Genomic DNA, 21,343 nt, shown 5'->3' with positions numbered 1-21,343 from the left:
TTTTTTTATCCTGTTTCTGTTGTTTTCTGAAAATAGTTATTATCAAACAATGGTCAAAGAGGTAAGTTTTGACAAGAGATTGCAGCGTAATGAATATTACTTTAATCACCATTAATAGATCGCTCCATGGCAGAGGACTGTTCTCAGATGATTATTCTTCCTTTTCTGCTCGCTTTTCTGATCTGCTTCACAGTTGCCGGAGAAGACAGCATTCAGGGTAACCCTGGAAAGCCTGTTGTGGTAGTAATCCCGGTTGAAGGCACAGTTGATCCGGGAATGGCAGCATTTATCTCCAGAGCCCTCAGAGACAGCAGGAAATACCCTGAAAGAATCATCGTTTTTGAGATGGATTCTTTTGGAGGGCAGGTCGATGCTGCATTTCAGATAGTCGATACCATAATGAATGTAAAAGACAGCACTATCTGCTATGTGAAAACCAAAGCAATCTCCGCGGGCGCACTGATCGCGCTTGCGAGCAACAGACTGGTGATGAAAAATGCCACCACCATAGGAGATGTGGCTCCTTTGACCATGTCCGGTAGCGGGGAGCCGAAGATGCTGGGAGAGAAGTATCAATCGCCGATCAGGGCAAAATTCCGCACCCTGGCAAAAAGAAACGGGTACCCTGAAACTCTGACTGAATCGATGGTTACTGCGGAAATGGAAGTGTATGAGATTCGTTTCAAAGATACAACCATGTACCTGGACTCCACAGGGTTCTCCGAACTTGATCCTGCACTGAAAAAACAGATCATCTCCAAAAAAACTGTTGTAAATAAAGGTGAACTTCTAACCATGGATGATGTTGAGGCGGTGAAACTCGGTTTTTCGGAGATGAGCGTTTCAGATCTGCAGGAGATGCTCATGAAACTGGGTTATGGTGACCTGGAGGTAGTAAGAATATCTCAGAACTGGTCCGAATCCTTCGTAAGGTACATCAGTATAATAGCCCCTGTTCTGATCATGATTGGTTTCTCCGCCCTCTACATTGAACTGCGCACACCAGGTTTTGGTGCTCCGGGGATTATAGGAATAATCTGTCTTGGTCTGGTCTTCTTCGGTCAATACATGGTTGGGCTTGCGGATTACACAGAACTATTGATCATGGTTATTGGAGTAGTGCTTCTGGCAATAGAGATCTTTGTATTGCCTGGTTTCGGAATAGCAGGATTTGCAGGAATAGCCTTTTTGATACTGGGGATCGTCCTTTCATTCCAGGATTTTGTTATTCCCAAACCGGAATTTCCCTGGCAGGCCAAACAATTGATCAGAAATCTGACCATGGTTCTTTTGAGTTTTGTGGGGTCGATTGTACTGATCCTTCTTTTCTTCCGGTATGTATTTCCCCGCCTCGGCACAGTTTTAAACGGGCCGTATCTCAAGGCAGACCTGGGCGATGCCAGAAGTGACCCGGATACCGGAACAACTCTCCTTCCGGGTGACCGGGGTGAAGTGGTAACCGCCCTCCGCCCATCTGGAAAGGCCTTGATCAATGGAGAAACCTGGGATGTAATTACGGACGGTGAATTCGTGGAAAAAGGTGAAAAAATAACAGTAGTAGAGGTTAGAGGCAGCCGGACTGTTGTCTCAAAGGAGCAGTAATGAGTGGTGGATTGTTCTGGCCAATAGTGCTTCAACTGATTGGTGTCGTGGTAATAATACTGGAATTCATCCTTCCTTCAGGAGGATTGCTCGGTATAGCTGCTCTGGGCCTTTTTGGGTATTCTTTGTATATAGTCTTTACCGGGATCTCTGTTTCAGCCGGTATTGCCTTCGTGGTAATTGACATACTGACTCTTCCGATACTTTTAATAGTCGGTATCAAAATGCTGGCAGCATCACCGGTTGCCTTGAAAGAATCTATTGACAGTAAGACCGGCGGGGTTTCGCAGCCGCCGGAATGGGCTGGACTGAAAGGAAAAGAGGGAACTGCAATCACCGATTTACGCCCCGCAGGAACCGCCCTTGTAGAGGGGAAAAAATACGATGTTGTAAGTAAAGGGGAATATGTAGAAAAAGGGACTGTTCTTGAAATAGTCCTTGTAGATGGAAACAGAATAGTAGTTAGAAAGAAAGTTGTACCAGAGTCGCAATTACCAACTGAACAATAATCTTTTCTCTGGCTTAAACCAGGAAAATCTCTTAATCAGATAATCAAGGTCACACATAACCACAAGGAAAGGACCGTGTATGTCAATCAACGGTATACTCTTAATTCTACTAATCGTCGCTGGTCTGGTATTGTTTTTCTTTGTAGGTTCCGCAATCTCCCTTTATATGCAGGCTCTTATCTCCGGGGCCAGAGTCGGATTGTTCAATATCGTCTTTATGCGTTTCAGGAAAGTTCCCCCAAAACTGATAGTTGAATCAAAAATCATGGCCGTGAAGGCAGGAATAGAGATCACCACTGATGCTCTGGAATCCCATTACCTGGCCGGTGGAAATGTACTCCGTGTTGTTCAGGCACTTATCGCTGCTGACAAAGCCAATATCCCGCTGGTTTTTAAACGCGCTGCTGCAATAGATCTTGCTGGAAGAAATGTGCTGGAAGCAGTACAGATGAGCGTAAATCCCAAGGTTATCGAGACCCCAAGGGTTGCGGCTGTTGCCAAGGATGGAATCCAGCTCACTGCTCTTACAAGAGTTACTGTAAGAGCAAATATCGACAGGCTGGTTGGAGGAGCGGGTGAGGAAACTGTACTGGCAAGGGTCGGAGAGGGAATCGTTACCACAATAGGATCAGCAGCCACTCACAAACAGGTACTTGAAAACCCCGACTCCATCTCCAAGAGGGTGCTTGAGAAGGGACTTGACGCGGGAACAGCTTTTGAGATCCTCTCAATCGATATTGCCGATGTTGACGTTGGAAAAAATATCGGAGCGGAACTGGAAACCGATCGTGCTGAAGCAGACAAGAAAATCGCGCAGGCTAAAGCAGAGGAGCGCCGCGCCATGGCTATCGCAGCCGAGCAGGAGATGAAGGCTATGGTGCAGGAAATGAAAGCTAAAGTAGTCGAGGCTGAAGCGGAAATACCCCTGGCTATGGCAGAGGCATTCAGAAAGGGCCAGTTGGGAGTCATGGATTATTACCACATGAAAAATGTCATGGCTGATACTCAGATGAGAGAATCCATAAGCCAGCCTCCTAAAAATGCAGAAAAGGATAAGATCTAATCACTGAAATTCAGAATGATCTGAACCGAAAGGTCCACGTTTATGGGCAATCCATTTGATCTGTTCGAGACTCTTCTTCCAGTCATATTCTTCGTGATCTGGATTATCATTTCGATAGCAGCAAGTACAAAAAAGAAGCGTCCGCCAGCAAAATCAGGCCCCAGCCCATCTTACCAGAAACCCAGTTCTTCGGAAAAACAGGTTGAAAGCGAGCCCCGGGCAACCGATCAGCTGAAAAAGACTCTGGAGGCCATCTTTCAGGAGATGGGGGTATTGCCTCCACCGGAAATTCCCTCTCCTGAACATGTTGAAGAAAAGACCAAACCGGAAAAGCCGGTGGAAAAACAGGTTCAGGAAAGAGTGGAAAGGGTCGAAAGAAAAAGACCATCCAGGGCACCTGAAATGGAAGAGGAACCGGTTACCGGTCCTGCAGTCTCCTACAATGAGCTCAGAAACGCGATAATCTGGTCTGAGATTCTTGCTGCACCAGTTTCCATGAGAGATGAATAAGCGCAGCGTTGCGCTATTCATCTCCTTCGAGTACTCTCTCCTCCAAAAAAGACAGTCCGTTTTCCTCATCCCCTTTAATTATTTTTTTACTTACATCTTATTTCAACTGAGAGGAATAGTATGATCAGGGTAGGTTTTGCAGGCTGGCGCGGCATGGTGGGTTCGGTGCTGATGGAAAGGATGATGGCAGAGGGAGATTTCAAAGGATTCGATCCGGTTTTCTTTTCCACATCTCAGGTTGGCGGCAAGGGACCCTCGCTGGGTTTTGACATCCCACCTCTCGAGGATGCCTACAACATAGAGGAACTCTCGAAACTGGATGTAATTGTCTCCTGTCAGGGCGGAGATTACACCAATGAAATCTACGATAAATTGAGATCAGCCGGTTTCAAGGGCTACTGGATCGATGCTGCATCAGCTTTGAGAATGCGGGAATCGAGTATTATTGTGCTTGATCCGGTTAATGGCGATCTGATCCAAAAGGGGCTGAAAGCCGGAGTAAAAGATTTTGTCGGCGGGAACTGTACTGTGAGTCTGATGCTGATGGGACTCGCGGGACTCTTCCGCCGCAATCTGATTGAATGGATCTCATCGATGACCTATCAGGCAGCATCGGGGGCCGGCGCAAAAAACATGATTGAACTGTTATCCCAGATGTCTCATCTGAGTGATGCAGTGAAAAGCAGCCTGTCCAACCCCGGGACGACCGCTCTTGAGCTTGATAGAATTATAACAGCTGAACTGAGAAGCGGCAGGATACCGGTACAGAATTTTGGTGCTCCACTGGCAGCAAGTTTGATCCCGTGGATTGACAAACCCATGGAAAACGGCCAGACAAGGGAGGAATGGAAGGGATGCTCGGAAACAAACAAGATTCTTGGCAGTAAAACTCCGATTCCTGTTGATGGTATCTGCTGCAGGGTAGGCGCAATGCGCTGTCACAGCCAGGGATTGACAATCAAACTGACCAAAGACATTCCTCTGGACGAGATCACAGCCATGATCTCCTCTGATCATGAGTGGGTGAAAGTCATTCCCAATACCAAAGAGGCGACTCTGAAGGAGTTATCGCCGGCAGCGGTTTCAGGTACTCTTTCTGTGCCTGTCGGGAGGCTCCGGAAAATGAATTTTGGCCCCGGATACATCGCAGCTTTCACTGTAGGTGATCAGCTTCTCTGGGGTGCGGCAGAACCTGTCAGAAGAATACTGAAAATTGTTCTTGAGCACCTTAATATTGGCTGAATCTGGATTTGAAGCTGCTCCGTTGATTTAAATAAGACGGCGCAGCTTTCTTTTTGCTCCTGTTTTTACCCTGGCTTTACTTTCCCACTGAAAAAATTTATTCTTTAGTGTATCATTATATTGATGCACTTATAACCTTGGTAATAGTGATTTGCCGGAGAGCAATCGACACATCCCTGTGAGCAGAAATTAAAAAAAGGAGGTCCTATGAACAGGTTTCTGGCGCTGAGCGCTTCTGTCGCCTTGGCACTTTCGCTCCTGACTGGGTGCAGCATCGACAGAGTGGAGATCATCGAGCATCCATCCCAGGCCAAACAAGGCGATACAATCGATGTTTTATTCAGCACAGCTTATAACTACGTAACTAATTCATCAACTGCTATTCTCCCGGTAGTTCGTGACAGCCTGCATGTGCTCATTGGCTTTTCTGATCAGTTTGAGGTCCTCTCATTAGATTACTATGACCCAAAGGATTTAAACATCAAAACATTATTATCGATCGAGGATCCGGAAGTTCTGGAACAGATGATAATGGATTCTCTCGAAGTCTTCTCTGAGAAGAAAAAACCGATGATTAAAGATGGAGGACTTGAAGCTGCATTTTCCGGACGCACTGTCACTGTTCATGACCAGGAAAGAACCGAAACGACCATCAATACCGATGATATCGATCATTGGAAGGGGTTCAGCTCAGACATAAATATTTCAATTGAAGCAGGAAGTAAAATGGATACAGCATTTAGCTTTGACTCCATTCTTGATCTTGCTGAAAACGAGGGTTTTGATATTGACGAAGCAGAACTGGATCTGTTTCCAATCGAAGTCGATAGTATCGGCATAAAAGTCATCCCCATTTTTCTTTTTGCCAAAATCATTACACCTCCAAATCAGGGAAATTACACTTTATACTACTATGGAAAGACAGGCAAAATGCCCAAAGCATCAGTTGGCACAGGATTCACTGATGATGGTGGTGATATGGTTTCAGGACGGATTACCATTACAGGAACCTCTGCAAGAAATCCGCTTGTAAACAAAAGCGGAAAATCCATTCAAGTTTACCCTAATCCATTCAGGGAAAGAGTTCAGATCCTTCCAGGATTCACAGACAATAAAAAACTGCAGATCGAGATCTATTCAATCGATGGAACCCAGGTCAGAAAAATCATTCCCGGTAATTCAAGAAATCTTTTCTGGGATGGAAGGGATCAGTCCGGAGCGTTCGTCTCACCAGGCTCCTATATGATAAGAGTCAACAACGGAGAAAGCGTATTCAGCCGAAAAGTTGATTATATCAGATAATTGGAGCTGAATTCTACCGGCTCACAACAGAACAAAAAGCACCAAAAAAAAGCGCCCATCGGTGAATTCCTGATGGGCGCATGTCTTTTTCGAACTGATAGAACACTTATTCGATTTTATTTAAATCTTTCAGTTTCCTTATTACAAGCAGTGCATCCGGGCCGGATACAGGCTTATCCGGGCCAAACATTCCATCCATAGCGGCATCCATAACCCCTTTATCCACCGCATTACATATAGCATTGTAAACCGGGTGGCTTGCATTGACATCAGGGAAACGGCTGTCTGTCCCTACGTATTTTGTGGCAATGGAGGCATCACCAAGGATAGCAATAAGAGCTTCCTCCACAACCAGCGCGTATTCACCTCTGGTTACGAGCTGATCAGGATGAAAGGTGTGGTCAGGGTAGGGTTCGAGTCCGCGGATATTGAGTTCCACTATATCGGTGATAAAATTTTTAGCCCAGTGGTTATCAATATCCGTAACAGCCGGCATCGAGACCACGCTGTCAACTTTCATTTCACGCTGATCGGTCGGAGCCTCAAAATCTGTATCGTAATTGGCTGGTCTCTTCTTTGTTACCAATTTGTCAATTTTCAGTTCAGAGATAAAAAGTGCAGCCAGGTCGGCCCGTCCGATTTTTTCCACCAGAGCGATTTTCTTTCCCACATCGGTTCCAGGCGCTGCCCGTTCGATCTTCTGTACAAGTTCCCACTCCTCATTTGCTACCTGAGTGAATTCCTTGTTGAGATCGAGCACTTTCCTGAAATCATTTACTGCTTTTGAAAATTCATAGGCCTTTTTATAGCAAACACCTCTTCTGTAGTAACATTCAGAGTTTTCCGGATCAAGCTTGAGAGCCTTTTCATACTGCTTTTCTACATCCCGAAGCCACTCTTTAACCGGTATTCCCTCGTTTTGCATTGTGATCACAATTGCTTTGGCAATAAACACCAGAGGAAGTTCAGAATTCAGTTCCTGAGCCTTGTCTGCCAGCTTGATTGCCTCCTTGAACCCATTTTTGGCAGTTTCTGCATCTGATGCAGTTGATGCTTTCTGGGCAGTCGTAAGTGCCAGACCGGCATAGGCAGGAGCATATTTGGGATCAAGAGATTTTGCCAGGTTGAATTCCTCTTCAGCCTGGGCATATTTGCCCATATCCCAGTACTTCATTCCCTGTTTGTAATGAGTTGGCGGATCATCCATCTTCCCGCCGGCTTTTCTGGCTTTCGGTGCACAACCGGCAATCATACCAAGGGCAATTCCGGCAACTAAAAGCAATCTAAGTGTTTTCATCTTTCCTCCGTTATTAGTCTATGACAAAGAGAACTCTGCATTCCGAGAGAAATTTCAGGTTTGCCGCTGCACTTCTTACGCTTGCCGCATCATCATTGGAGATTACTATATCGGTGCTGTTCTCCCCATGAGCCTTCACAGCCTTTATCTGACCCGGAGTTTTGCCGATACGATCAACCTGTTTAGTCGCTTTCTCCACTTCCTTGGCATATCCGACCACTCCATTTTTGATTGCCCATTCGCGCGAAACATAGGCGCTTCCGTAAACCTCACGGCCGGATTCATCGATAACACGAGGACTCAGAGCCGGTTTGATATTTAGCCCCTTGCAGTTTATGATAAGACCTGTAAACACAGTCTCTTTTTTAGCCTTTTCTCCTTCAAACTTCTTGATAGCGGGTTTTTCACTGATGCTGTTTCCCATCACCATCTCACCAATCCCACCTATACCGTCAAGCGGCACTTTCATGGTCACCTCGACACTGCCATCGTTCATGTACCTGATTCTACCATCCTGTTCAAAACCCTTCACATAGCCGCTGACACTGCTTGTGATTTCATCGTTTTCAACCATAAAATTCCGGATAGTAGTGCTGGAATTGATAAAGATTCCCTTAACAGTTTCAATTGCGTTTCTGAGTGCTACAGTTTGCGCAGCCCTTATGGCAGCAGGTCTCTGTGCAGATTCGGGCAAATCGGGATTAGGTGCTCCAATGCCCGTTGCGACTATGAACCGCTCCTCCCAGTTTACATTTCCTTCACCCTGGTTGTCTGTTACGACCGGCTGAATCTGTGCAAGCACAGATGAAGCAGTGCACAAAAATGCAGCCATTAAGGTGAATAATCTCATACAGCCTCCTTAAGAAAAGGTTTTGTGGTCGAGGTGTTATAGTGCTGCTATCTTTCAATATATTTACATTTTTAAGAGGCGACTGTGATTTTGATCACAATGATCACTTTTTTTTGCGGGTTATGCAGAATAAGTAGCCGACGTGCTTGAACCCTTCAAGGCGATAGAATACATCAATCTCGCGATGAAAGGCAAGTTTAATCCGTTTATCAGCAAAGAAGCCTTTGCTGTCTTCCATCCTTCGCGCCATGTGCGCATAATAGTTATCCCAGCCGCTGGGTGGAACCAGAGCCATAAAATGAACCTCCATATTCATTTCAGAAACAAGTTTCCTGAAAGAATGCTCTGTTTCATAGTGGTACTTGTCGTTCTCAAAAATGCTTAATATCTCATCCGGAACCTTATCCGAGAGAAGTATAAGATCAGAAAACGCCATCCACCCTCTGGATGTGAGCAGTGATGAAGCGAGGCTTAAACCCTTGCGCCTGGAAATGAATGAAAGAACACCGCCTTCAGCCAGAACCAGATCAAAGGAGTTTTCAGGAAGAGTATCGGAGAGCAGATCCAGAGTCTTGAAATCGATAAGATGGCTTACATTCCGTTCGACCGCAAGCTGACGGGCAAACTCGATATTCTCTCCACTGATATCACAGGCAGTAACCCTGCAGCGGAATTCAGAAGCCATGTTACAGGCTCCGTCTCCATAACCGCAGCCCATATCAAGAACATGGCTCGAAGGGTTTATGCCCGCAAAACGAGCAGCGGCAAAAGTAAACTCTTTTCCCGCAGGTGATGTGTAGTTTGATAAAAGGTCAGTAACCATAAAGACCGCTCTGATATATTATCTGATTTTAAGAAACAATACAAGACCTAAAACAAGTAAAACGACAGAAAGGATGTGGAATCGCCATGCAATTTTGGATTTGATCTGGAACTCCCCGCCATATCTGCCGCTGTTTCTCATCTTTATCTGGAAATGATGGTGAATGGGAGCCATCAGAAATACCCGCTTCTTAGTCATCTTGAAGTATCCGATCTGAATCACTACAGAAACAAACTCCATTAAAAAGATAAAACCGACTATGGGCAGATAAAACCCGGCTTTCGTAAAAACAAACAGAATTCCTATAAGCCCTCCCAGCCCCACTGATCCCGAATCGCCCATGATAATAGTTGAGGGCGGAGAGTTAAACCACAGGTACGCCAGAAGCGTTCCTATGATGGCGCCGATCAACGGAAGCAGTTCCTGCAGACCAGGAATGTATGGTATAAGAAGGTATTTACACCATTCAGTATTACTGGAAATAAAAGAGATCACCCCTACAAAAAGAAGGCTGGTTATACAGGGTACTGCTGCCAGAGTGTCAAAACCATCGGTAAAATTGACTCCGTTTGCCAGGACCGCAATAGTAATGGTCATGAAGGGAATAAAAAGCCAGAATGGAAGATAAGGATATTTTTTCAGTATGCTTACAAACGGAAGATTGATTGTACCGTTTATATTCGGGATATATTCATAAGCCGCGGCAGCTACAAGAAAAGAGATAATCAGATACAGAGAGAGCCTGAGAGTCGCTGAAATACCATCTGCCTTATACTGATAATCCTGTTTGGAAAGAAGGCCTTTTACTACTTTGCGTTTATTGACAACCTTCACCACATCATCAACTGCCCCGATAATTCCGAAAAAAACATAAATCACCAATGCGGAAATCACATATGAATTCAAACGTACCGTGACAAGAGCCGTCAAAGTAGTAATTATAAGGAACAGTATTCCTGCCGGCATCACTGGTTCTGCCCCCTTATTATCCTTTAACTCGGAACTCATTCCGAACTTCCGCAGAAAATTGATGTAAAAGGGGAAAAGAAGCATCGCCAGAGAAAAGGAAAGCACTGTGGCCAAGCTGGTACTGAACAATCTGCTGTAAAGAAGAAAAATGCCGGTTTTCTGATAAAGCAGTTCGATTAACATGATAGTCCGGAGGTAAAGTGATTTATCGGAAATCAAGGGGAATAATTCCCTTTGCTCCCAGAAAATAAAAATATGTTCTGAGCGGAAGCATTCAAAAGAAAGCATGGAAAAAGGAAAGTAATGCCCCTGCAGGGATTTTTCTCTTAATTCTTTCGGTTTGAATTTATTTTAATCCTCACAAAAGGAGAAAACAATGGCACAACCTTTGGTATTGGATGGTAAGGCACTGGCAAAATCCATCGAGGAAGATCTTCGGAACAGAGTCGAAACATTAAAACAGAAAAACGGTGGCAGAGTTCCTGTTCTGGCTACCATTCTGGTAGGTAATGACCCGGCATCTGAAACTTACGTCAGAATGAAAGGAAATGCCTGTACCAGGGTCGGGATGAATTCCAGAAAGATCCACCTTCCGGAAACCACTACCACAGAAGAACTTCTCCAGCAGATTCATGACCTTAACAATGACCCGGATGTACACGGGATACTTCTTCAACACCCGGTTCCCAGACAGATAGACGAACGAGCTGCATTTGATGCTATCTCACTGGAAAAAGATGTAGATGGGGTAACTTGCCTTGGATTCGGGCGAATGTCCATGGGCGAACCCGCTTACGGAAGTGCTACACCTGCAGGAATAATGAAAATATTGCAGCATTATAAAATCACCCTGGAGGGTAAACACGCCGTTGTAGTAGGCAGAAGCCCGATTCTGGGAAAACCCATGGCAATGATGCTGTTAAACAAAAATGCGACTGTCACCATCTGCCACTCCCGCACAAAGGATCTTCCCTCAGTTATAAAAACCGCAGACATACTGGTAGGAGCCGTAGGGAAACCAAAATTCATTCAGGGAAACTGGATTAAAGAGGGTGCTGTTCTTATAGATGCAGGTTACCATCCAGGCAATTTCGGAGATATCGATCTTGAAAGTGCAATTCCGCACTGCAGCGCATACACACCGGTTCCCGGCGGAGTTGGTCCAATGACCATTTCAAGCCTCATTTCTCAGACTCTGGAAGCAGCAGAAAAGCACTGGCAGTAATAATTCATTCTGAGGAAAGATGCGATTTGAAGATCTCTATCTCTTTAGAGATCTTTTGTGCTTCCTGCTTTATAGAATCAATTTCAGGCTCACTGAACTTTCCCATCTGGTTGATTCGCTCAGTTAGCTCATCGAGCCTGTTTGACAACCGGGCAGATTCGTAAAGAACCCACTGGACAATCTGGCCATGTATTTCCCTGTAAAGCTCCCGTCTTAGTGAAATCGTGTTTTTTTCATTTTCATCAAAGTTGCTTTCAGAATTCATAGAGTTTCACTCTGAACAGGAGAACCTTCCCCATGCTTTGATGAAAGCCCGGAGATAAAATCTGTCTCAACTGACTTTTCGGGAAGCTGAAAAGTTCTGCTTAGTTTTAATAGATTTTGTTTAATGGCAGACCTGAAGAGTAAACCTGCCATTGTAATTAAAAGGATGACAAGAGGTATAAATATATAAGTAACAGTTTCCAATTTTGAAGTACCTCTTTCATGTTTTTCATTTAATGGGTATCACTTTATTTAAGCAAATCAATTGCCATGGGAGTTTGAGTTCTTTTTCATCTGCAAGGAGCTTCTCTCTCCTCCGTTACTCTGCATCTGTGTGAAACCAGGCCTTATTAAAGTAGACCTGACACTGATGGTAGAGAGTATTTTTACCTCATGGACAAACAGTACCTATTTGATCTCTTGACCAGTGTTTACAACCAGAGTGTCTCTGTTGAGCAGGCACTCTCTTCTCTGAAGGATCTCCCCTATCAGGACCTGGGGTTTGCCAAACTAGACCATCACAGAGCACTCCGCAAAGGTTATCCTGAAGTTATCTTTTGTCAGAATAAGACACCGGAACAGGTGTTAGGAATAGTAAAAGCACAGATTGAACATGAATCGACAGTGTTCGGTACAAGGGCGCAGAAAGAGGTCCTGGAGGCCGTTAAAGAGAGATTTCCGGAGATAGAGACAGACCCAATAGCCCGCTGTTTCTGGAGGAAATCCAGTTCATGGAAACCCAAAGAGCGGGTACGCGGCACTGTGATAGTCTGCTCAGCAGGAACCGCGGATTCTCCGGTGGCACTAGAAGCCCAGCACACTCTTGAAATTTCAGGACACCCCTGCAAGAATATTTCCGATGTGGGAGTAGCAGGGATCCACAGGCTATTCGCACACAGCGATCAACTCCGTAAGGCATCTGTTATAATAGCTGTCGCCGGAATGGAGGGCGCTCTTCCATCGGTGATAGCAGGGTATGTCTCATGCCCCGTGATAGGTGTCCCAACAAGCGTGGGATATGGTTCCCATCTCTCAGGCATGGTTCCACTCCTGGCGATGCTCAACTCCTGTGCTGCAGGACTCACGGTAGTCAATATCGATAACGGATTCGGAGCCGCATGTGCCGCAGCAGCCATAAACGAGATACCCGCAGAATAGTCCTTTCACCTCAAAACCCTATTCTTACTTTGAGACCGTCTATATTTTTTCCTATCCAGTAATTTCAGGATCCAAGTAGAAGGGACGGGCTGTTTTTTGACATAAACCCGACCTTTTTTGTTCTTCCAGCAACAAAAAGCTTGCATAAATCTCAATTTTGTGTTATATTGATATTTTAATATCGATATTCCTTTATCGATAACTTTATATCATATAACTCCATTTGAAAGGAGCATACATGAGAACGGTCGATGGCACTTCGATTGAGACAATCAGACGTCTTCCCGCTTATCACAGCATTGCACAAAAGCTAAACCTTGAAGGAACTATCTATGTTTCTTCAGCTCTGATCGCATCGCACCTCAATATCGATCCCATTATTGTCCGCAAGGACCTGGAACAGGCAGGTATCGAAGGCAAGCCTAAGCTGGGATATGAGACTGTTGCCATTATAAACGAAATTGCCGAATTCCTGGGGTGGAAGCGCCGGGACCGCTTGATCCTGGCAGGATGCGGAGCCCTGGGTTCTGCTCTTCTGGGGTATTCAGGATTCAAAGAACGTGGATATGACCTGGTTGCAGGTTTCGATATCAATCCTGAAATCATCGGTACACAGATTCATGGTAAAGACATATTACCGCTTGATAAAATGGTTAATCTGTGCCGCCGTATGCACATCACTACCGGCATAATTGCAGTACCAGCCTCAGTTGCGCAATCAATAGCAGACCTGATGATAGAATCGGGGATTGTGGGAATCTGGAATTTTTCTCCTGTCCCGCTTAAAGTTCCCCAAAATATTGTTGTACAGCAGGAAAACCTCGTTTCATCGCTGGCAATTCTAATGAAGAAACTTGAGAAGGAGGTTAAATGACAATGGAAAAAAAAGCTGCAGGTACGGAGTGCCTTACAGAAGAATGCTGCAATACCCGCAGGTTTGAAGCAGTCTGTACGATTCTGCAAAAATACGATCGCAATCCGGAAAACCTTATACCCATTCTTCAGGAGATACAGGAACAGTACAGGTATCTTCCCCGCGAAGTGATGACATTTGTCGCAAACGCACTGGATATCAATCCTGCCAGGGTTTACGGAGTGGCTACATTCTATGCACACTTCGCTCTTGAACCAAAAGGCAAATATGTTATCCGTATCTGCGACGGTACAGCCTGTCATGTGAAAGGTTCGATGGAAATTTACAATGCACTGAAACGCCGTCTGGGACTCACAGGGGATCAAACAATAACCTCTGACATGCTCTTTACCCTTGAGACTGTCAGTTGTCTTGGTGCATGTGGACTTGCACCTGCGATGGTTATCAATGATGATGTATACGGTCAGATGAACGGAGAGCGGGCAGTTGCAATTATCGACCAGATAGTTCAAACAGAAGCGAAGGAACAGGCAAATGGAGATTGAAGTATTAAAGCAGTCGCGGCTTGCATTCGCAAAACGCAAAGAGAAAAGTAAAAAGCGCATTATTATCTGTGCCGGAACCGGCTGTGTTGCCAATGGATCAATGAAAGTTTTTGATGCAATTAAAGCCATTCTTGCTGAAAAAAAGCTATCGGCAGATATAGTAACCGATAATCATGATCACCGGGAGCACATCGATACAGCAGGGAGTGGTTGTCAGGGGTTTTGTCAGATGGGCCCTCTTGTAACCATCGAACCCGACGGTATTATGTATGTCAAGGTACAGACCGGTGATGCGCGAGAAATTGTTGAAGAAACAATCGAGAAGGGCCGTATTATCGACCGGCTCACCTACAGAGAACCAGGGTCCGGCATCTCACATCCATTACGTAAGGATATAAATTTCTACCGCCTTCAGCACCGCTTTGCACTCAGCCTCTGCGGTCTGATCGATCCGGAAGACATTGACGAATACATCTACCACGACGGTTATGAAGCCGCAGCACGTTGCTTCCTTGAAATGAGTCCTGAAGAAATCTGCAAAATCATAAAGGAATCCGGACTCAGGGGCAGAGGAGGAGGCGGTTTTCTCACGGGTGTAAAATGGGAGCTTGCGCTGGCGCAGAAAAATCCAAAGAAGTACATAATCTGCAATGGCGATGAGGGTGACCCGGGAGCTTTTATGGACCGCAGTGTCATGGAAGGAAACCCGCACGCTGTAATTGAAGGTATGATGATTGCCGCAAGGGCAATTGGAGCGGATGAAGGAGTTGTTTATGTCCGTGCCGAGTATCCTCTTGCAGTAAAGCGCATGCGCCATGCAGTCAGCGTTGCAACAGAAAAAGGTATACTGGGGAAAAACGCCCTCGGCAGCGGTCAATCCTTTACAATTACAATCATGGAAGGTGCCGGCGCTTTTGTGTGCGGAGAAGAGACTGCGTTGATGTCTTCTGTAATGGGGAGACGCGGAATGCCGACTCCCAAGCCACCCTTCCCTGCAGAGAAAGGCCTCCGCGGGAAGCCTACTGTTATTAACAATGTAGAAACACTGGCAACAGTTCCCAGGATTATCCTTAACGGTCCCGAAAAGTATAAAGAAATGGGAACTGCAGGATCAGCAGGAACCAAAACCTTCGCGCTAACCGGTCATGTTGCAAACACAGGTCTTATCGAAGTGCCATTTGGAACTACTCTCCGTGAAATAGTGTTTAACATTGGTGGAGGAGTATGCGGAACTGACGGAACAGTTGACAATTCGCGACTTAAAGTTGTTCAGATCGGCGGACCCTCCGGCGGTACCCTCACCAGGGAACATCTCGACCTGCCTCTTGATTTCGATTCGCTCAAACGCATAGGAGCGATGGTTGGTTCAGGCGGTCTGGTAGTGATGAACACAGATACCTGTGTTGTAAAGAATGTGGCGAAATATTTCATGCAGTTTACACAAAGAGAATCGTGCGGAAAGTGTCTGCCCTGCCGCGAAGGGACACGCCAGATATTGGCTCTTCTGGATGAAATCGTTCAGGGTCGGGGTACACTGCAGACCATTACCGATCTTGAGGAACTTGCTGATGCAGTCCGCAAGGCAGCACTTTGCGGTCTGGGCAAAACAGCTCCCAACCCTGTGCTTTCGACACTGCGCTATTTCAGGGATGAATATGAAGCACACGTTGTTGATAAGCGCTGTCCGGCCGGCCAGTGTGAGGCCCTTACACCTCCGTCAATTGATCCGGCCAGGTGCATTGGCTGCGGCGCATGCCTCAGAAAATGTCCGGTAAACGCAATCACAGGGGAGAAGAAAAAACCACACCAGATAAATGTGCTCACGTGCGTCCGGTGCGGAACGTGCGCTGCCGTTTGCAAATTCCAAGCCATAACAGGAGTGTCTGCATGAATGGAAAAAACACTTTAATAATAGACAACAGCGAATTTACACTCAACGGTGAGCGCAATCTCCTTGAGGTTGCACGCAAAGCCGGAATCGAGATACCCACATTCTGCTATCATTCGGAGCTCAGTATCTACGGGGCTTGCCGTATGTGCTTAGTCGAGGTTGAAGGACGGGGTATTGTAGCATCGTGCTCCACCCCTCCGGCCCCGGGGATGATAGTGAAGACTAACACCGCTGAAATCCGCAAACTCCGCAGGATAAATCTTGAACTGCTCCTTGCGGCTCACAACCGCGAATGCACAACCTGCGGTAAAAGCGGTGCCTGCTCGCTTCAGAACCTTGCCCGTACAATGGGCGTAGATTCGATCCGATATACACATTACCCCAGAGATGAAAAGCGGGATACCTCGTCTGTATCTGTGATACGTGATCCCGGAAAATGTGTTCTTTGCGGTGACTGTGTGAGATTCTGCGATGAGATCCAGAGTGTTGGTGCAATAGATTTTACCTTTCGGGGAGCTCAGACGCAGGTAGTACCGGCTTTTCAAAAGGGTCTGGCAGAAGTTGATTGTGTAAATTGCGGCCAGTGTGCGCGTATCTGTCCGACCGGAGCCCTTACGGCGTGTTCAGAAATTGAGGCTGTCTGGGAAGACATCAACGATGAAAATACTGTGGTTGTGGCACAGGTGGCACCTGCAATCCGTGTCGCCATAGGCGAGCATTTCGGAATGCCTGAAGGGAAGATCACTACCGGGATGATCGCCACAGCTCTCCGGCGCATTGGATTTGACAAAGTATACGATACGGGTTTTACGGCTGATTTGACTGTACTGGAGGAGGGAACCGAGTTTCTCAACAGAGCCTCCACAGGAGGAACTCTGCCGCTGTTCACATCATGCTGCCCTGCATGGGTCAAATTTGCCGAGCAGTACTACCCTGATCTTCTTGGTAATCTGTCGACCTGCAAATCGCCCCAGCAGATGTTTGGAGCTATTGCAAAAGAGATGCTTCCTGAGCAGCTCCAGATAGATACCAAACGTCTTTCAGTGGTTTCGGTGATGCCCTGCACAGCCAAAAAATACGAAGCACGTCGCAGTGAATTTGCAAATGGTAACGGAATAGCTGATGTTACACACGTGATAACCACTCAGGAACTTGCACGAATGATAGAATCGGCCGGAATTCGTTTCAATGATCTTGATTCTTCGGAGTATGACGATCCCTTTGGCACAGCTTCCGGTGCAGGGACACTGTTTGGACTGTCCGGTGGAGTAACAGAAGCGGTGGTGCGTTATGTACATGAGAAAGTGGAAGGTAAACCTTTCGATTCTTCTCTTCCGGTTGCCGAAACAAAGCTAAAAGGTGTCAGGGAGACCACAATCAAGATCGGAGGTAAAGAGATAAAAACTGCTGTTGTCTACGGCCTTGCAGCAGCACGTGAGATCTGCCGTCAGGTACGTAACGGAACCTGTCCTTACAGCCTGATAGAAGTGATGGCTTGTCCAGGCGGATGTATCAATGGTGCAGGACAGCCGGTAAGCTATAATCCGGAAGTAATAAGACGTCGCGGGGAAAGTCTCTACACCATAGACAAGACTGCTCAGCACAGAACTTCGCAGAGCAATCCTGCATTGACGGCGTTGTATGAGAAGTTCCTTGGAAAGCCGGGCGGCCATGTGGCACACAAGCTTCTGCATACACATTATGTCCCCAGACGACGTTTTACAGGCGATGGTATCGAAGTAACTGCCGGATGTGAAAAGCCTGTAGCTACAGTTGAAGTATGCCTTGGGACAAACTGCTGTCTGCATGGTGCCCACAGCCTGATAGGCCAGATAACCCGCTATGTCAATAAGAACGATCTGAGTTCAAGTGTTTCTGTAAAAGCAGCTTTCTGCTTTGAGCGATGCGGTGAATCGCCTGTAGTCAGGCTCAATGGAACGATTCTCGGCCATGCTACATTCGAGAAAATCAAGGAGTTCATTGATAATAAAGTAGCGCAAAAAGAACCGGAGAAAGTTTCATGATTTCTGAAAGGCATATTGCAGTTAAAGTGTGCCTCGGAAGTTCCTGTTATCTCAGGGGAGGGCGGGAGATTCTCGAAGCCCTCACCACCTTTATATCGGAAAACAAACTGGAAAAAGTGGTTGAGCTCAGCGGGACACTTTGCGAGGGGCGCTGCTCCAAAGGCCCCGTTGTGTCAATTGGGTCTCAGCTCCATTCGGGTGTCAAACCCCTCGATGCGGTCGAATTGCTGAAGAGTCAACTCCAGGAGAGCATCACATGAACAAATACATGCCGATATTCACCAGACAGACAGAGTGTCAAGACTGTTACAAATGTGTCCGGAGCTGTCCTGTCAAGGCAATTAAAATCGAGCAGGGGGTTGCTTCGGTTATGGATGAGGCATGCATCTACTGCGGAACATGTGTTGAGGTATGTCCGTCAAATGCCAAGCAGGTCAGAAATGACAGGCAGCGTGTAATTGACCTTCTCAACACAGGTAAACGGGTAATAGTATCACTTGCACCCTCATGGGTAAGCGAGTTTCCAGGTTTAAGCCGTACTGCAATGGCAAAGGCCTTTAAAAAGCTGGGGTTTTCAGGTGTTTCTGAAACAGCACTGGGAGCACAGGAAGTCGCAGCACACGTCGCGGCACTCTTGTCGGAAAATCCGGATAAGTGCTTTATTTCTAGTGCATGCCCGGTTGTTGTGGAATATATCTGCAAATACCATCCTGAATATTCTCAGAACCTTACTGCACTCTCCTCGCCCCTGCTTGCGCATTGCGCTTTTCTGCGCAAAATATGTGGAGAGGATACAGAGATTGTGTTTGTCGGTCCATGTATTGCCAAAAAACTGGAATCTGACCGCTCAAACAGGCTGCTTCACACGGCATTGACCTTCACAGATATTCACGAGTGGTTTGAAGAGTGCGGAATTGACATCGACCAACCAGGAAACAGCGGTGGTTTTATTCCGGAATACGCCGCTGAGGGAGGACTGTACCCGATTGACGGCGGTATGATTGCCTGCATTAAAAATCAGTGTACAGTCACTGATAACCACTTTGTGAGCCTATCGGGTATGGATTCCATAATTTCTGTTATGAACACACTCAACCAAATCCCGGCGGGCCGGGGAATGTTTCTTGAAACTCTTGCCTGCTCCGGCGGCTGTATAAACGGCCCCTGTACACGGGACAAGATGGCTACGGTTGTAAAGCGGCTCCGGGTCCTGGACACCATTTCGCAAACCCGTAGTAATGGATTTCCACGCAAACCAGCCATCAGAATTGATCGTCAATTCCTTCCCTGTAATCCTGAACAGCCCGTTTACGCTGAACACCAGATCAGATCTGTGCTTCAGCGAACAGGAAAAAACAGTGAAGTCGACGAACTTAACTGCGGCGGCTGCGGTTACAACAGCTGCAGAGAACTTGCAAAGGCAATATTGAACGGGCGCGCAGAAACCGACATGTGTATCACTTACATGCGCCAGCTCGCACAGAAAAAAGCAAATATGCTTGTCAAGACGATGCCGTCTGCGGTAGTTATCGTTGACAACAACATGCGTATAATTGAGAGCAACCGCAATTTCGCACGAATCGCCGGCAAGGAAGCTGAGCAGGTATTCGAAGTAAAGGAAGGCATGGAGGGAGCGGTTTTAGACAAAGTACTTCCTATTTCGCATTTGTTCAGGAGAGTATTTGAAACCGGAACAGAAATTGTAGATCTTGATGTTCGGGTTGGGGCTAAAATCCTGCGATGTTCCCTTTTTGTCATTGAGCCCCAGCTTATAGCAGGATGCATTCTCAATGATGTCACAAAACCATCCATGAAAAAAGAGGAAATAATCAAAGGTACACGCCAGGTAATAAAACGCAACCTGACTACTGTTCAAAAAATCGCCCGACTCCTCGGTGAGAATGCCGCCGAAACAGAAATGACCTTAACGCAGATTATTGACGCTTTCAAAGCCGGTAATACAGGAAATCAGAAATGAACGGGATAACAGAAGACATTCTGGAATGTGTCGCGGAGGTCGGACACTTTGAACGTCGTAAAAACAAGCAGGTTGTTTGCGGCGATACCTTTTTATCGATACGGGTAAAAGAAGAGAACAGATCGATCTGCGTTCTTTCTGACGGATTGGGAAGCGGAGTGAAGGCAAGTGTACTTTCTACTCTCACTTCGACAATGGCGGCGTACTTCACTGCAGGATATCGTGATATCAGAAAATCTGCAGAGATTATAATGAATACCCTGCCTGTATGCCGGGAACGCAAGATAAGCTATGCTACATTTACGATAATTGACATTGACGGTAAAGGAATGGCGCGGATAATCGAATATGATAATCCAGCCTGCTGCATAATCCGTGATGGTAGTCTTTATAAACCGGATATCATACGGATACAGGGCAGAGCAAAAGGAAAACGTCCTTATGTTCTTCACTACTGTTCATTTCTTATGCAGCAAAACGACAGAATTGTTTGCTATTCTGATGGTGTTTCACAGTCTGGAATAGGAATGGACCGTTTCCCTCTCGGCTGGGGCGAAGCAAATGTGGCGCAGTATATAAAGGAGACAATAAAAAGCATGCCTGAGATCAGTGCCCGTGATCTCGCACGACAGTTAGTAGAAAGATCGATGCAGATTGACCGCAGTACCGCACTCGATGATATCTCCTGTGGTGTAATATATTATCGCCGGCCACGTGAACTGCTGATTGTCAGTGGGCCGCCCTACGATCCGGCAAACGATCCTGTAATGGCGGCTGCCTTTGAAAAACACAACGGGCCAAAAATTATCTGCGGAGGGACTACAGCGAAAATCATTGCACGAGAGCTGGGTAAGACAATACGTCTGGAACCAGGTCTGCCGTTCAGCACAGTGCCACCCACCTCGTCGATGGAAGGGGCTACTCTGGTGACCGAGGGCATTATTACCCTGCAACGTGTGGCAGACCTGCTGAAAAGTTATACACCTCCGGAGGAGTGTGATAAATCTCCAGTAAGAGAGATAGTCGAACGAATGCTTGACAGCGACATCATCACATTTATTGCGGGTACAAGAATTAATGACGCTTATCAGGATCCGTCTCTTCCGCAGGAAATCGCCTTACGACGCTCTATTCTGCGTGAAATAGTTCATTATCTGGAGATTGACCACATGAAAGAAACCAGGCTTCGATTTATCTGATTACAAAAAACCATGACT

At 46.3% G+C, this 21,343-nt stretch carries 20 protein-coding genes; 15 read left to right on the top strand and 5 right to left on the bottom strand.

What is annotated here, in order from left to right:
* The first annotated feature begins 147 nt into the window (after positions 1 to 147).
* From GX089_07515 to GX089_07490, 6 genes are all read left to right on the top strand, one after another.
* On the top strand, positions 148 to 1,602 hold the full coding sequence (locus GX089_07515; protein ID NLP02325.1) for a nodulation protein NfeD: 1,455 nt from the start codon (positions 148 to 150) through the stop codon (positions 1,600 to 1,602).
* Positions 1,602 to 2,111 (top strand): serine protease, encoded by a 510-nt coding sequence (locus GX089_07510; protein NLP02324.1) that lies wholly within the window; start codon positions 1,602 to 1,604, stop codon positions 2,109 to 2,111. The genes GX089_07515 and GX089_07510 overlap by 1 nt, the downstream gene beginning before the upstream one ends.
* A gap of 79 nt (positions 2,112 to 2,190) precedes the next feature.
* Complete coding sequence (floA, locus tag GX089_07505) at positions 2,191 to 3,174, top strand: flotillin-like protein FloA (protein NLP02323.1); 984 nt, start codon at positions 2,191 to 2,193, stop codon at positions 3,172 to 3,174.
* Positions 3,175 to 3,216: 42 nt separating this feature from the next.
* A complete protein-coding gene (locus GX089_07500; GenBank protein ID NLP02322.1) occupies positions 3,217 to 3,684 on the top strand; it encodes a hypothetical protein in 468 nt (155 codons plus the stop codon).
* Positions 3,685 to 3,804: 120 nt separating this feature from the next.
* A complete protein-coding gene (gene asd / locus GX089_07495; GenBank protein ID NLP02321.1) occupies positions 3,805 to 4,926 on the top strand; it encodes an aspartate-semialdehyde dehydrogenase in 1,122 nt (373 codons plus the stop codon).
* Between the two features lie 207 nt (positions 4,927 to 5,133).
* On the top strand, positions 5,134 to 6,228 hold the full coding sequence (locus tag GX089_07490) for a T9SS type A sorting domain-containing protein (GenBank protein NLP02320.1): 1,095 nt from the start codon (positions 5,134 to 5,136) through the stop codon (positions 6,226 to 6,228).
* Between the two features lie 106 nt (positions 6,229 to 6,334).
* Here GX089_07490 and GX089_07485 read toward each other — a convergent pair whose 3' ends face one another.
* The 4 genes from GX089_07485 to GX089_07470 form a co-directional block, all read right to left on the bottom strand.
* Complete coding sequence (locus GX089_07485; protein ID NLP02319.1) at positions 6,335 to 7,525, bottom strand: tetratricopeptide repeat protein; 1,191 nt, start codon at positions 7,523 to 7,525, stop codon at positions 6,335 to 6,337.
* A gap of 13 nt (positions 7,526 to 7,538) precedes the next feature.
* Positions 7,539 to 8,375: a hypothetical protein gene (locus GX089_07480; protein NLP02318.1), complete on the bottom strand. Its 837-nt coding sequence runs from the start codon at positions 8,373 to 8,375 to the stop codon at positions 7,539 to 7,541.
* 103 nt (positions 8,376 to 8,478) lie between these two features.
* A complete protein-coding gene (locus GX089_07475; GenBank protein NLP02317.1) occupies positions 8,479 to 9,198 on the bottom strand; it encodes a class I SAM-dependent methyltransferase in 720 nt (239 codons plus the stop codon).
* Between the two features lie 18 nt (positions 9,199 to 9,216).
* A complete protein-coding gene (locus GX089_07470) occupies positions 9,217 to 10,350 on the bottom strand; it encodes a phospho-N-acetylmuramoyl-pentapeptide-transferase (GenBank protein NLP02316.1) in 1,134 nt (377 codons plus the stop codon).
* A 193-nt stretch (positions 10,351 to 10,543) separates the two neighbouring features.
* Between GX089_07470 and folD the strand changes: the two genes are divergently transcribed.
* Entirely contained in the window at positions 10,544 to 11,392 is an 849-nt protein-coding gene (folD, locus tag GX089_07465) for a bifunctional methylenetetrahydrofolate dehydrogenase/methenyltetrahydrofolate cyclohydrolase FolD (GenBank protein NLP02315.1), read from the top strand.
* A gap of 4 nt (positions 11,393 to 11,396) precedes the next feature.
* On the opposite strand, the gene GX089_07460 is transcribed toward folD, so the two are convergent.
* A complete protein-coding gene (locus GX089_07460; protein NLP02314.1) occupies positions 11,397 to 11,657 on the bottom strand; it encodes a hypothetical protein in 261 nt (86 codons plus the stop codon).
* Positions 11,658 to 12,049: 392 nt separating this feature from the next.
* Here GX089_07460 and larB point away from each other — a divergent pair, with 392 nt between their 5' ends.
* From larB to GX089_07420, 8 genes are all read left to right on the top strand, one after another.
* A complete protein-coding gene (gene larB / locus GX089_07455) occupies positions 12,050 to 12,814 on the top strand; it encodes a nickel pincer cofactor biosynthesis protein LarB (protein ID NLP02313.1) in 765 nt (254 codons plus the stop codon).
* A gap of 238 nt (positions 12,815 to 13,052) precedes the next feature.
* A complete protein-coding gene (locus tag GX089_07450) occupies positions 13,053 to 13,688 on the top strand; it encodes a redox-sensing transcriptional repressor Rex (protein ID NLP02312.1) in 636 nt (211 codons plus the stop codon).
* A 2-nt stretch (positions 13,689 to 13,690) separates the two neighbouring features.
* The gene (gene nuoE, locus GX089_07445; protein ID NLP02311.1) at positions 13,691 to 14,233 is read left to right on the top strand and encodes an NADH-quinone oxidoreductase subunit NuoE; all 543 of its coding nucleotides are present in this window, start codon (positions 13,691 to 13,693) and stop codon (positions 14,231 to 14,233) included.
* The gene (locus GX089_07440) at positions 14,223 to 16,124 is read left to right on the top strand and encodes a 4Fe-4S binding protein (GenBank protein ID NLP02310.1); all 1,902 of its coding nucleotides are present in this window, start codon (positions 14,223 to 14,225) and stop codon (positions 16,122 to 16,124) included. Before nuoE ends, GX089_07440 begins: the two co-directional genes overlap by 11 nt.
* Positions 16,121 to 18,148 carry a 2Fe-2S iron-sulfur cluster binding domain-containing protein gene (locus GX089_07435; protein ID NLP02309.1) on the top strand — a complete coding sequence of 676 codons (2,028 nt, stop codon included), beginning with the start codon at positions 16,121 to 16,123 and terminating at the stop codon, positions 18,146 to 18,148. Before GX089_07440 ends, GX089_07435 begins: the two co-directional genes overlap by 4 nt.
* Positions 18,145 to 18,408, top strand: coding sequence for a (2Fe-2S) ferredoxin domain-containing protein (locus GX089_07430; GenBank protein ID NLP02308.1), 264 nt, complete (start codon positions 18,145 to 18,147; stop codon positions 18,406 to 18,408). The genes GX089_07435 and GX089_07430 overlap by 4 nt, the downstream gene beginning before the upstream one ends.
* The gene (locus GX089_07425) at positions 18,405 to 20,126 is read left to right on the top strand and encodes a 4Fe-4S binding protein (protein ID NLP02307.1); all 1,722 of its coding nucleotides are present in this window, start codon (positions 18,405 to 18,407) and stop codon (positions 20,124 to 20,126) included. The genes GX089_07430 and GX089_07425 overlap by 4 nt, the downstream gene beginning before the upstream one ends.
* On the top strand, positions 20,123 to 21,325 hold the full coding sequence (locus GX089_07420; GenBank protein NLP02306.1) for a SpoIIE family protein phosphatase: 1,203 nt from the start codon (positions 20,123 to 20,125) through the stop codon (positions 21,323 to 21,325). Before GX089_07425 ends, GX089_07420 begins: the two co-directional genes overlap by 4 nt.
* Positions 21,326 to 21,343: the final 18 nt, after the last annotated feature.

The sequence above is a fragment of the Fibrobacter sp. genome, assembly GCA_012523595.1.
In the GTDB taxonomy this organism is placed as follows: domain Bacteria; phylum Fibrobacterota; class Chitinivibrionia; order Chitinivibrionales; family Chitinispirillaceae; genus JAAYIG01.
Note: the sequence above shows the minus strand (reverse complement) of the source record. Positions and strands in the feature narration are given on the sequence as shown.

Excerpts from the sequence above, each read along its gene's own strand:
- folD (NLP02315.1), top strand. The coding sequence starts at position 10,544 with ATGGCACAACCTTTGGTATTGGATGGTAAGGCACTGGCAAAATCCATC.
- floA (NLP02323.1), top strand. The coding sequence starts at position 2,191 with ATGTCAATCAACGGTATACTCTTAATTCTACTAATCGTCGCTGGTCTG.
- nuoE (NLP02311.1), top strand. The coding sequence starts at position 13,691 with ATGGAAAAAAAAGCTGCAGGTACGGAGTGCCTTACAGAAGAATGCTGC.
- GX089_07490 (NLP02320.1), top strand. The coding sequence starts at position 5,134 with ATGAACAGGTTTCTGGCGCTGAGCGCTTCTGTCGCCTTGGCACTTTCG.
- larB (NLP02313.1), top strand. The coding sequence starts at position 12,050 with ATGGACAAACAGTACCTATTTGATCTCTTGACCAGTGTTTACAACCAG.
- GX089_07470 (NLP02316.1), bottom strand. The coding sequence starts at position 10,350 with ATGTTAATCGAACTGCTTTATCAGAAAACCGGCATTTTTCTTCTTTAC.
- GX089_07500 (NLP02322.1), top strand. The coding sequence starts at position 3,217 with ATGGGCAATCCATTTGATCTGTTCGAGACTCTTCTTCCAGTCATATTC.
- GX089_07510 (NLP02324.1), top strand. The coding sequence starts at position 1,602 with ATGAGTGGTGGATTGTTCTGGCCAATAGTGCTTCAACTGATTGGTGTC.
- GX089_07460 (NLP02314.1), bottom strand. The coding sequence starts at position 11,657 with ATGAATTCTGAAAGCAACTTTGATGAAAATGAAAAAAACACGATTTCA.
- GX089_07435 (NLP02309.1), top strand. The coding sequence starts at position 16,121 with ATGAATGGAAAAAACACTTTAATAATAGACAACAGCGAATTTACACTC.
- GX089_07420 (NLP02306.1), top strand. The coding sequence starts at position 20,123 with ATGAACGGGATAACAGAAGACATTCTGGAATGTGTCGCGGAGGTCGGA.
- GX089_07425 (NLP02307.1), top strand. The coding sequence starts at position 18,405 with ATGAACAAATACATGCCGATATTCACCAGACAGACAGAGTGTCAAGAC.
- GX089_07485 (NLP02319.1), bottom strand. The coding sequence starts at position 7,525 with ATGAAAACACTTAGATTGCTTTTAGTTGCCGGAATTGCCCTTGGTATG.
- GX089_07440 (NLP02310.1), top strand. The coding sequence starts at position 14,223 with ATGGAGATTGAAGTATTAAAGCAGTCGCGGCTTGCATTCGCAAAACGC.
- GX089_07515 (NLP02325.1), top strand. The coding sequence starts at position 148 with ATGATTATTCTTCCTTTTCTGCTCGCTTTTCTGATCTGCTTCACAGTT.
- GX089_07430 (NLP02308.1), top strand. The coding sequence starts at position 18,145 with ATGATTTCTGAAAGGCATATTGCAGTTAAAGTGTGCCTCGGAAGTTCC.
- GX089_07475 (NLP02317.1), bottom strand. The coding sequence starts at position 9,198 with ATGGTTACTGACCTTTTATCAAACTACACATCACCTGCGGGAAAAGAG.
- asd (NLP02321.1), top strand. The coding sequence starts at position 3,805 with ATGATCAGGGTAGGTTTTGCAGGCTGGCGCGGCATGGTGGGTTCGGTG.
- GX089_07480 (NLP02318.1), bottom strand. The coding sequence starts at position 8,375 with ATGAGATTATTCACCTTAATGGCTGCATTTTTGTGCACTGCTTCATCT.
- GX089_07450 (NLP02312.1), top strand. The coding sequence starts at position 13,053 with ATGAGAACGGTCGATGGCACTTCGATTGAGACAATCAGACGTCTTCCC.